We start from the raw sequence: 10,974 nt of genomic DNA on the forward strand, positions 1-10,974 counted from the left end.
GACTATTCGTCGTCGTCCTCGTCGTCGAGCCGGGCCAGCCAGGTCGCGAGGCGCTCGACCGGCACCTCGAAGTCGGGGTTGAGATCGACGAACGTACGGAGCTGCTCGGCGAGCCACTCGAAAGTGACCTCTTCCTCGCCTCGCCGCTTCTCCAGCTCCTCGATACCGCGGTCGGTGAAGTACATGCGGCAAGCCTAATGCCTGGTGACAGCCCCCCGGCGGGCGGGAGCGGGTCACCGGACCGTACGTTCCGGCTGTTCCGAGGACCCGTACGGATAGGCCCGAGCCACCCCGCCGTCTCCCCGTGAGCCCACCGAGAACCGGCCGGCGCCACCCCCGCGTCCTGGTCCGTGTACCCGTCCATGTACCTCGCATCGGACGCGGACTGCCGTTAGCCTGCGGGTAGTTGGGGAACGGGGGGTTTCATGGGTGACAGTGACGCCCGTATTACGCGCATTGAGATGCCCGACGGTACGGAGGTCTGGGCGCGGATCTCCGGTGCCGAGGAGCTGGCGCAGCCCGGATCGGGCCCGTCGTTCACGGACATCGGCGCCGGGAACATCGCCGATCGGGTACAGGCCAGGGTCGAGAGCCTGCAAGGGGTCGTGACCAGCGTGGCGCGTTCGCTCGCCGAGCCACTGCGGTCCGTGCGGCCCGACGGGGTGAGCGTCGAATTCGGCATCGAGCTCACCGCGAAGTCGGGCAAGATCGTCGGGCTGCTCGCGGACGGCGAGGCCAAGGGGTCGATCAAGGTCACGCTGACGTGGAACGGCGGCGGACCACCGCTCGACCCACCCGCCGATCCCGACCCACCCGCCGATCCTGTTCCACTCGCCGATCCTGCTCCACCCGCCGATCCTGCTCCACCCGTCCCGCCCGTTCCTTCCGCCCCTCCTGTTCCCTCCGCCGCGCCCGTTCCTTCCGCCTCCGCGGTGCGGCCCGCCACCGACCCCGCCACCGACCCGGCCGCCGGGGCATCCACCGGCGCACCGGCGCACGCGGGCGGCACCGCGCCGGACGACGGAAGCGGATCGTGACGCAGCCGCCGGGCGGGGGCGCGTGGCCGGGGCCGAACGGCGCCGAAGCCGCGCTGATGAGCCTCGTGAAGGACGCGACGGTGCGCATCCATCGTCCGGAGCCCGGGTATGCCCCTGAAGGATCCGACGGCGACTTCCTGGGGAGCGGCTTCTTCATCGCTCCGAGCTGGGTCCTCACGTGCGCGCACGTGGCGATGGAGGGGAGGGGGCGTCAGGTGAACGTGGTCTACAAGACCGCTCGCGGCGGCGACGCCGTCCGGGTCGGGGGCACGGTCGTGGCGGCGCTGCCCGAGGAGCGGTCCGGTACGGGCGGCTGGCCGGCCCCGGATCTCGCGCTCATCCAGCTGGTGCGGCCCGTCGAACACCCCTGTGTGTACCTCAGCGAGCGCTCCACGGGCATGAACCGCGGCGCGTACTACTTCGCGGGCTGGGCGGCCGGCGGAGCGGGGGCGCTCAAGCGGCTCGGCCGGGAGTGCCGGGTGGTGGGCACCGTCGACGACTGGGCCGACGGCGACGAACAGGTGCTGATCGAGGCGAGCCAGCTGTACGCGGGCATGTCCGGCGGACCCGTGGTCGACCTGGCCCGGGGCGAGGTCGTCGGCGTACTCAAGTCGCGCTCCACCGACACCGACGGCGGTACGGCGATCGGCGTGGAGCGGCTGCGCACACTGCCCGTGCCGGTCCGGGCCGCCACGGCCGAGTCCGACGACCCGTACCAGGCCGTGTTCCACGCCCACGACCGCTACCACGCCGACCGGCACAACAACCCGGTGGACGACGAGGAGACCTGGGCGGACGTCCAGCGGGACCTGGGCACCGTGGCGGGCCCGGCGCTCACCCCGCAGCAGCGCGTCGACCTGCTGGGACGGCTCGCCAAGCTCCCCCCGCCGGTCAGCACCCGCAGCCTGCTCGACATCCTCGGCGACCTCGGGTACGGATACCGGACCGTAGGCGTACCGGCCCCCCGGGGCTGGCGCGACGGGCTGGGCGTCCTGTACGACGCACGCGAGGGCGACGAGGCGCTGGAGCGCGTCCTGCGCTACTGCATGAGCGCCATCTCGGCCGAACGCCCCTATGTGGTGCCCTCCACCCGGCTCGCCGAGGACGCCCTGTGGGACTGGGTGCGGGAGACCGCGGAGGACCGGCTGCGGCGGCCGTTCCGCCGCGAGATGGCCAGGCTCCGCAACCAGGGCAGATACGCCCCGGGCACCGGGCACCTGCGGACACCCGAACCGGCCGGTGAACCGGTCCGGCCACCGAAGGCCCCCACATTCGTCGTGCTCCATCTGGAGCCCCGCGCGTGGCAGCCCGACCACTACGACTGGCGGGTCGTCGCCCGCCTCTCCGCCGTCGATCTGCCCGTCACCGAGAACTACCAGGGCACCAGGTCCGACGAGCTCCCGGCCAGGCTCGGCGCCTCCCTCGGGAAGGCGTTCCGGATGTGCGACGAGCCCGACAACCCCGCGATCCTCCAGGTCGTGGCGCCCTCGACGCTGTTCGACCTGGAGGTCGAGAAGTGGCAGCTGCCCGCGGACAGCCTGCCCCTCGGAGTCCTGCGGCCGGTGGTCGTGCGGTGTGCGGACAGCGGCCCCGGCCCGTCCGACGACGCGGTCCTGGAGAGCGAGGCGCGCTGGAACCGCCTCCGCAGCGGCCCGACCCGGGCCGCCGTCCTGGACTGCGACGACGAAATGCGGGTACCCGTGCCGGTGGCGGCGAAGCTGCGCGGACTGCCGTACGAGACCGTCCCGGTCCTCTGCCGGTACGGCGGCCGGCACGACACCCAGAGCGTCGCGGGGTTCGCACGGGTGCTCGACGCCGGGTTCGGTGTGGTCCTGTGGCGGCGCCCGAAGGCCGAACGGCCCGCGTCCTGCACGGAGTTCCACCTCCGGGTCGTCGACACGGTCGACGGGGCGGTGGTGGCCGACCGGCTTCCGGGGAAGATCCAGGAGCTGAGGAAAGGGGTGCGCGAGGGCCGCCCCGACATGTTCTGGTCGGACGGCATCGCACTGGTCTACGGAGGCCCGCAACCACCGTCGCCCGGCCCGTTGTTGCAGGCCCCGTGAACCCCCTTACGAGGGCTGTCCCGGATGACTACGGTGAACCACGTTCGACTGCTGCCCCTGGCCGGACGAGTGATGACGAGGAACACGTTATGAGTGAACCCAGCGAGTGGCTCATCTACCGAGGGGCCGGCGAACCGCACGAAGGCATCGAGCAGTTGCCTCCGCCGCCGCCCTGGCGCGACTTCGCGAGCCGCGGCGCCCCGGACCCCGACGGGCCCGACGGCGACGGCTCCGCCGACCGGCGGCTCGGCGGCCACCGGCACATCGCCGAACTCCACCGGCCGGGCGCCGAGGAGCTCGAAATGATCAACGCCGCGCTCTATCTGCGGCGCCCGCTGCTGGTCACCGGCACCCCCGGCGCCGGAAAGAGCACCCTGGCCCACTCGGTCGCCCACGAGCTCGGGCTCGGCCGGGTGCTGCGCTGGCCGATCGTGAGCCGGACGACGCTGCTGGACGGCCTGTACCACTACGACGCGATCGCCCGGCTCCAGGACGTACAGATCGCCGCGCACAGCGCCGCGGCCGACCCGGACGGGGCCCGCGTCGCGGACGACGTGGGCAGCTACATCCGGCTCGGACCGCTCGGCACCGCACTGCTGCCCGCGGACCGGCCCCGGGTACTGCTCATCGACGAGCTGGACAAGAGCGACATCGATCTGCCGAACGACCTGCTGAACGTGCTGGAGGAGGGAGAGTTCGGCATTCCCGAGCTGGAGCGGATCGCCGACCGGCTGCCCGACGGGGAGGCGCAGGTCCTCGACGACGACGGCAACAAGGTGAAGGTGCGGGGCGGCCGGGTGCGGTGCACCTCCTTCCCGTTCGTGGTGCTCACCAGCAACGGTGAGCGGGACTTCCCGGCGCCCCTGATGCGCCGCTGCATCCACCTGGAGCTCGGACGCCCCGACCACCAGCGCCTCGCGACCTTCGTACGCGCCCACCTCGGCGACGAGGCGGCGCGCTCCGGGGACGACCTCATCGCCCACTTCCTGGAGCGGTCCCGCAGTGAACTCCTGGCCACGGACCAGCTGTTGAACGCGATCTACCTCACCGACGCCGCGGCCCCGGCCGGCCGCGACCGCCTCGCGGACCTGCTCATCCAGCGACTCGACCGGCCGAGGTGATGTGCTGATGGCGGGCGCCGGCGCACGACACGGACCGGACGGCGAACACCACGACGGCGAACACCACGACGGCGACGGCCACGGCGGCCCCGGCCCCGACGACGCGGGGCTCTACCCCGCCCTCGTGGCACGGCTGCGCGAGGCCGGGCTCGACCCCGACGTCGAGCAGCTGCGCGACGCGCTCTGGCTGGCCCGCTGGGCCCGTCACCCGGACGCGCCACAGGCGGATGCCGAGGAGCAGGGATACGTTCCGGACGTCCACCTCCCCCAGGAGCGCCCGGACGGGCGGCCCGACGCCCCCGGCCCCGGCCCCGCGCCCGGCTCCGTGCGGCCCGCGCGCGACGTGCCGGGCGACGAAACCCTGCCGAGGGCGGACCCGGGGGACCCGGACCGGCGGATCACGCTCTACCCCGCGCCCCGCACCGGCCCCTCCGGCCGAGCCCGCCCCGGCGGCGGTCCCTCCGGCACAAGGACGGGCGGTGCCCGCAACGGGCGTACGGCGGAGCTCACCTTCGGCGTGCCCGCCGCCCCGGCGCTGCCCGCCCCGCTCGAACTCCAGCGGGCGCTCAGGCCGTTGCAGCGATACCACCCCGCGTCGCCACCCCTGCGCAGCACCCTCGACGAGACGGCCACCGCCGAACTCAGCGCCCGTGCCGGGGGGTTGATCATCCCGGTGTTCCGGGGCGCGTCCCGGGGCGAGGCGGTCCTGCAGTGCGTCATGGACGCGTCGTCCTCGATGCTGGTGTGGGACCGGATGTTCGGTGAACTCCAGCAGATATTCGGTCAGCTGGGAGCATTCCGGGACGTCCAGGTGCGCTATCTGCACCAGGGCCCGGACGGTGCGGCCGCGGTGAGCCGCAGCCCCGACCCGGCCGCGGCGCCGCTGAACTCCGCGGACCGGCTGAGCGATCCGACCGGCCGCCGCGTCACCGTCCTGGTCAGCGACTGCGCCGGCCCGCTCTGGCACAGCGGCCGGGCCCACCGGCTGCTGCACCAGCTGGCCGCGCAGGCCCCGGCCGCCGTGCTCCAGCCACTGCCGCAACGGATGTGGAACCGCACCAGGCTGCCGGTCACCTACGGCTCGCTGTCCCGGGGCGACGGCCCCGGCGGAGCCGCCGTGCTCAAGGTCGTGGAGCAGCCGGGCATGGGCCCCGCCGTGCACCCCGGCGCCCTCGCCGTACCCGTACTCCCCCCGGTGGAAGGGGCGTTGGCGGCCTGGGCGAGGCTGCTCTCCGGCGCCGGATCGGGGCAGATCTCCGGCGCGGTCGGCTGGGTGCGGGCCGATCAGCCGGCGGCGGCCGCGCAGCGGGCCGGCGACGGACTCTCCTCGCTCCAACTGGTCAGCCGCTTCCGCTCGGCGGCCTCACCGGCCGCCGGGCAGCTGGCCGTCTACCTCGCGGCGGCCCCGCTCCACCTCCCCGTGATGCAGCTGGTGCAACGTACGATGCTGCCCCACTCGGGCCCTTCCGAACTCGCCGAGGTGCTGCTCAGCGGACTGCTGACGCGCAGCAGGAACGAGGACGGCGGGGAGCACGACGGCCAGTGGTACGAATTCGTGCCCGGTGTCCGGGAGGCCCTGCTCGGCCCGCTGGGCCGCGACGAGGCACTGCTCGTCCTCAAACACTGTTCGCAGTACATCGAGCAGCGGTTCGGGAAGGGCGGGCCGAACTTCCCCGCCCTGGCCTTCGCCCAGCTCGGCGAACGCCCGCGCGCCCGCGCACACCTGCCGACGCCGGCCGGATACGGCGCGGCTTCTTCGGAGAATGGCGCACCCGACGGGGAGATCGAGGAGGGTGGTGAGAACGGGGAGAGCGACGCAAGCGGCGGGTCGCGCGTCCCCCACCCCTTCGCCGAGGTCGCGGTCCGCGTACTGGAGCGTTTCATGCCCCTGCCCGAGCAGTTCGTCACGCAGACCGGACGCGGCGGCCGTCCGGGCCCCGTCCGGACCTCGCACGCGGCGGTGGCGAGCGCCCGCGCCCTGCTGCGGCAGTTCGAGTCGGACAGCATGGTGCAGTACCTCATCGACGCGGTGCAGCTGCTGCGCGGCGCCGCCGAACGCGAGGAGCAGCCGGACACCGATCCCGGGCTGTGGGCGGAGTACTCCCGCTGCGTACTGCGCCTGTGGGAGGTCCAGGGCGACGCCGAACTGCTCCGCGAGGCCGAGTACGCCGCCGAACGGGCCGCCGCACAACCAGCCGCGGTACGCGAACGGGCGGTACTGGCCAAGGTGCTGCACGCCGCGGCCGACGACCGGCGGCGGCGCGGCGACCGGCGCGGCGCACTGGAGCTGCTGCGCCGCGCCGACCGCGAGTACACGGCCGCCTGCTCGGCCCCCGGCCTGGACCCGGCCGAGGCCCTCCGGCTGACCCTGGAACGGGTCCGGGCCCTGGAGGCGCAGTGGCGGCTCGACGGCGACACCGCCCTGCTCCAGGCCGCGTGCGGGATGCTGGAGGCGTTCGCCGATGTCTGGCCCGACCAGGAGAACCGCCCCACCACCCTGCCGCTGGCACACGGACGGACCCTGCTGAAGCTGGCCGGTGCCACCGCCGACCCCGAACAGTCCCGGGTGTACGCCGGCCAGGCCGCCCGCTCCCTGCGCACCGCCTTCGGACAGGGCGGCGGCCGGCATACCCTCGGCACCGAGGTGCGCATCCTGCTCGACCTGGTGGACGCCCTCCTCGGCTCCGGCGAGGAGCCGGACGAGGCCGCGACACTCGTCGAGCAGGCCCTGGCGACCGTACGCGACCAGCGGCAGCTCGCCATGCTCCGGATCAGGGCCGGCCGGATCCGCGTCGCCCGGTACGAGCACACCGGAGAGCCGGACGAACTCGTGGCCGCCGCCGACTGGTTCGCCCACGCCGCCCGGGGCGTACCCCGCGACTCGCGGGCCCACGCCGACCTGCTCGCCGAATGGGGCGGCACCCTGCTGCGCCGGGCCCAGCTGCCGGACGGCCGCCCGCACATCGGCGCCGCGATCCGGGTACTGCGCGACTGCCGTACGGAGACGCCCGCGGGCAGCACCCGCCAGGCCGGGCGGCTCCTGATGCTGGGCCGCGCGCTGATGCTCCGCCACCGGGCCACCGAGGACCGGGTCGACCTCCGCGAGGCCGAGCACCTCTTCGGCCGCGCGGCCCAGGAAGCGGCCGACCCGCTGACCGAGGCGAACTGCTGGCTGGAACTGGGCCGCTCCCACCTCGACGCCGCCCGGGTGCTCCGACGCCCGGCCCGGCTCGACGAGGCGGCCGAGGCGTTCCGGGGCGCGGCGGAGGCGGCCGGCGCGGCGGAGGAGGAACTGGACGGCCCGCAACAGGTCTGGCAAGCCGTCGAGCTGGCGGCCACGGCCAACCACTGGCGGGGCATGACGTACGAGCGAGCGGAACGCCCCCGGGCGGCCCGCGAGGCGTACCGGGCGGCCCGCCAGGAATGGCGCAAGCTGCCGGACGGCGGCGGATCCGCGGGCGGGTCGACCGCCGAGCGGCTGGCGGAGCTGGAGCGCTGACAGCATCCGAGGGGGGAGGCGGCCGGCGTGAGGAGTCCCGCCACCGTGTGACCGGCGTACGACCGACGCCGGTGGACGGCAGGTCCGGCAAGGCGTAGCCCGGGTCCTGCGGGGCATCCGTACATTGGCGGCCGGTACACGGGACCAGTGTCGGCGCACGGACCATCAGGTACACGGGCCCGACCGGACGCTCAAGGGCGAGCGAACCGGCTCGGGCACGAGGGGTGTTACGGGGAGGCGTGATGAGCGAGACGGTGCACAGGAACATCCCGGACGGCGTTTTGCCGGGTGTTCCGTCCGGCGGGGCGGACACGCTGCCCGACCTGCTGGCGCTCGATCTGGAGTCGCTGCGGACACTGGACCATCCGGTGCTCGCCGAGGTCGTCGCGGATCTGCGCGGGCGGGTCGAACAGCCGCGGGAGATGCTGTGGGGGTTCAACAACTCCTTCTGACGGCCGCGGTCTCCCTCCGCTCGCGGCCCGGCCCCGGGAGAAGGGCGCCGCGGCCGCACGATTCAGGTCCGGGGGCCCGGTCGAACAGGACAACGTGACAGGGCACGGGTTTGTCGCCGCCGCAGGCCAGGAATACCCGGCCCGGGGCGGCGACGGGGGCCGTGCCGGCGGATGCGAACGGCACGGGGGTGCGGGAGTGTCTCGACAGGCGACGCCGAAAACACCCACGCGCCCGGACGACCGCCGACTCCTGCCCGCCTTCGGGCAGTTCATCGTCAAGGTGCACGGCCGCTGCAATCTCGCCTGCCGCTACTGCTACCTCTACGCGGGCCCCGACCACACCTGGCGCGACCGCCCGGCCGCCGCCGCACCCGCCGTCCTGGACCGCACCGCGCACCGCATCGCCGAACACACGGCGGCCCACCGGCTGCCCGAGGCCGCCCTCGTCCTGCACGGCGGCGAACCCCTCCTCGCGGGCGCCGGCCGGCTGGCCGCCTTCGCCGACCGGGTACGTGCCCTGGCGCCCGCCGGCTGCACCGTCCACACCACCGTCCAGACCAACGCGACGCTGCTCACCGAAGCACGCACGGCCACTCTCGCCCGGCACGGCATACGCATCGGCATCAGCCTCGACGGCGGCCTGGCCGCCCACAACACCCAGCGCACCGACCACGCGGGACGCCCCTCCTGGCCCGCCGCCTCGCGCGGCGCCCGGCTCCTGGCCGACCACCACCCCGACGCCTACGCGGGCATCCTCACCGTCGTCGATCCGCGGACCGACCCGGTCGAGATGTACGAATCGCTGCTCACCCTGCGCCCACCGGCCCTGGACCTGCTGCTCCCGCACGGCAACTGGACGAACCCCCCACCGGGCCTGCCGCGCGCGGTCACCGGGCCCGGCCGCCCGACCCCGTACGGCGACTGGCTCACCACCGTCTTCGACCGCTGGTGGCGCAGCGGACGGCGGGAGACCCGGATCCGGCTCTTCGAGGAGTGCATCGCCCTGCTGCTGGGCCTGCCCGCCGCCACCGAATCGCTCGGTCTCGACCCCGTCGACGCGATCGTGGTCGAGACCGACGGGACGATCGAGCAGGTCGACTCCCTCAAGTCCGCCTACGACACCGCCGCCGCCACCGGTCTCGACGTCTTCCGCCACACCTTCGACGACGCCCTGCGCCACCCCGGCGTCGCCGCCCGCCGGGCAGGCGCCGACGCGCTCGCCGCCACCTGCCGGGCCTGCCCGCTGCTGACCGTCTGCGGTGGCGGCCACTACGCACACCGCTACCGCGCAGAGAACGGCTTCGCGAACCCGTCCGTCTACTGCGCCGACCTCGAACGGCTGGTACGCCATGTCGCGGCCCGGCTGTCCGACGCAACCGCAGGAGAACGCCGATGATCCCCCCACTCCCGGACCACATGCTGCGTCGACTCGGCCGCACCGAGGGCGACGCCGACACCCTGCGGGTACTCGTACGCGATCAGGACACCCGCCGGCTCGTGCTGCTGCGGGCCCTGCTCGACGCGGCCGGGGCGGCCCCCACGACCGTCCTCCCGTACGGGGCCCTCGACCGCCTCCGCCAGGACTGGGCCCTGCTGGAGGAGGCCGAACGCGCCGACCGGACCGCCGTGCGCACCGTCCTGCTGCACCCCCTCACGGGCCCCTGGGCGCAGCGCTGCCTGCGCGGACTCGCCGGCCCGGGCCCCACGGCCGGCCTCGCCCCCGGCCCCGGACTCCGGGCGGATCTCGACCACTTGAGCGCCCTGGCGGCCGCAGCCGCGATCCGCGCCGGAATCCCGTTCACGACCCGGCTCACCGCACACGACGGGCTCCTGCCGCTGCCCACCCTGGGCGCCCTGCGCACCGCCCACGAGGCGTCCGGAACGGTCGATGTCACCTTCTCCGGCGGCGAACTGACGCTGCGGGACAGCTCCACCGGGCCGCCCCTGGTCGCGCACACCCACCCGGACGGAACGACCGGGTCGGCCGACCCGCGCTGGCTGCCGGTGCTCGCCCTGCCCGCCCTGCAAGACGGCATCGGCCCCGTGCCGCTGGACGACGTGGACCCGTACCGCACCGACGGCCGCCGACCGCAACCGCACGGGCTGAGCACCGCCGCCCGCGTCGACGACCACGCGCGCAAGACCTGGGCCGAGTCCTGGGCCGGAGTGGCACCACTGCTCCGCGTCGGCGGCGAGCACCGGATCACCGAGGTGGCGGTCCTGCTGCGCTGCCTGGTCCCGCTCGGCCCGCCACCCGGTTCCGGGCCCGCGGGCGACAGCGCGGCACACTGCAGCGGCACCAGGCGGGAAGCGTTCGGCGCCGTCCTCAGCAGCAGGCCGGCCACCCCCGCCTACTTCGCCTCCACCCTCGTCCACGAACTCCAGCACACCAAGCTGGCCGCGCTCTGCGCCCTCGTACCGCTGCACCACGAGGACGCCGCACCGCGCCACTTCGCCCCCTGGCGCCCCGACCCGCGCCCCTTCGACGGCCTCCTCCAGGGCGCCTACTCGCACCTCGCGCTCGCCGACTACTGGCAGCGCTTCGCCCTCGGCGCGCGACGCGTCACCCACCGCGACCTGGCCTGGGCCGAGCACGCCCGATGCCGCGAACAGGTCGGCGCCGTACTCCCCGCACTGGCCGGATCGGCGGCGCTCACCCGCGAAGGCCGAATACTCGTCAACGAGATGATCACGCTCTACCACCGTCTGGACGATTGTCCGCCTCCTGCGGGGCACCTCGCGCGCGCGGAGGCGTACGTGGCCACCACCAAGGTGATATGGCAGCAGAGGAACGGCCCGTGA

Annotated in this window: 8 protein-coding genes; 7 read left to right on the forward strand and 1 reads right to left on the reverse strand. The window is 74.2% G+C overall.

Annotation, left to right across the window (positions count from 1 at the left end; genetic code table 11):
• Positions 1 to 2: 2 nt before the first annotated feature.
• Positions 3 to 185 (reverse strand): DUF6104 family protein, encoded by a 183-nt coding sequence (locus tag ACGF8B_RS05930; protein WP_019075209.1) that lies wholly within the window; start codon positions 183 to 185, stop codon positions 3 to 5.
• A 240-nt stretch (positions 186 to 425) separates the two neighbouring features.
• Here ACGF8B_RS05930 and ACGF8B_RS05935 point away from each other — a divergent pair, with 240 nt between their 5' ends.
• The 7 genes from ACGF8B_RS05935 to ACGF8B_RS05965 all read left to right on the forward strand — a co-directional run bounded on the left by ACGF8B_RS05935 (position 426) and on the right by ACGF8B_RS05965 (position 10,974).
• Entirely contained in the window at positions 426 to 1,037 is a 612-nt protein-coding gene (locus tag ACGF8B_RS05935) for a CU044_2847 family protein (RefSeq protein WP_392735143.1), read from the forward strand.
• Positions 1,034 to 3,100, forward strand: coding sequence for a trypsin-like peptidase domain-containing protein (locus ACGF8B_RS05940; RefSeq protein ID WP_392735145.1), 2,067 nt, complete (start codon positions 1,034 to 1,036; stop codon positions 3,098 to 3,100). The genes ACGF8B_RS05935 and ACGF8B_RS05940 overlap by 4 nt, the downstream gene beginning before the upstream one ends.
• An 89-nt stretch (positions 3,101 to 3,189) precedes the next feature.
• Complete coding sequence (locus tag ACGF8B_RS05945; RefSeq protein ID WP_392735147.1) at positions 3,190 to 4,221, forward strand: AAA family ATPase; 1,032 nt, start codon at positions 3,190 to 3,192, stop codon at positions 4,219 to 4,221.
• A gap of 7 nt (positions 4,222 to 4,228) precedes the next feature.
• Entirely contained in the window at positions 4,229 to 7,720 is a 3,492-nt protein-coding gene (locus ACGF8B_RS05950; RefSeq protein ID WP_392735149.1) for an SAV_2336 N-terminal domain-related protein, read from the forward strand.
• A gap of 242 nt (positions 7,721 to 7,962) precedes the next feature.
• The gene (gene fxsA / locus ACGF8B_RS05955) at positions 7,963 to 8,172 is read left to right on the forward strand and encodes an FxSxx-COOH cyclophane-containing RiPP peptide (protein WP_392735151.1); all 210 of its coding nucleotides are present in this window, start codon (positions 7,963 to 7,965) and stop codon (positions 8,170 to 8,172) included.
• Positions 8,173 to 8,422: 250 nt separating this feature from the next.
• A complete protein-coding gene (locus ACGF8B_RS05960; protein ID WP_392735493.1) occupies positions 8,423 to 9,568 on the forward strand; it encodes an FxsB family cyclophane-forming radical SAM/SPASM peptide maturase in 1,146 nt (381 codons plus the stop codon).
• Positions 9,565 to 10,974, forward strand: coding sequence for an aKG-HExxH-type peptide beta-hydroxylase (locus ACGF8B_RS05965; protein ID WP_392735153.1), 1,410 nt, complete (start codon positions 9,565 to 9,567; stop codon positions 10,972 to 10,974). Before ACGF8B_RS05960 ends, ACGF8B_RS05965 begins: the two co-directional genes overlap by 4 nt.

Source organism: Streptomyces sp. NPDC047917 (assembly GCF_043204345.1).
GTDB classification, from domain to species: domain Bacteria; phylum Actinomycetota; class Actinomycetes; order Streptomycetales; family Streptomycetaceae; genus Streptomyces; species Streptomyces sanglieri.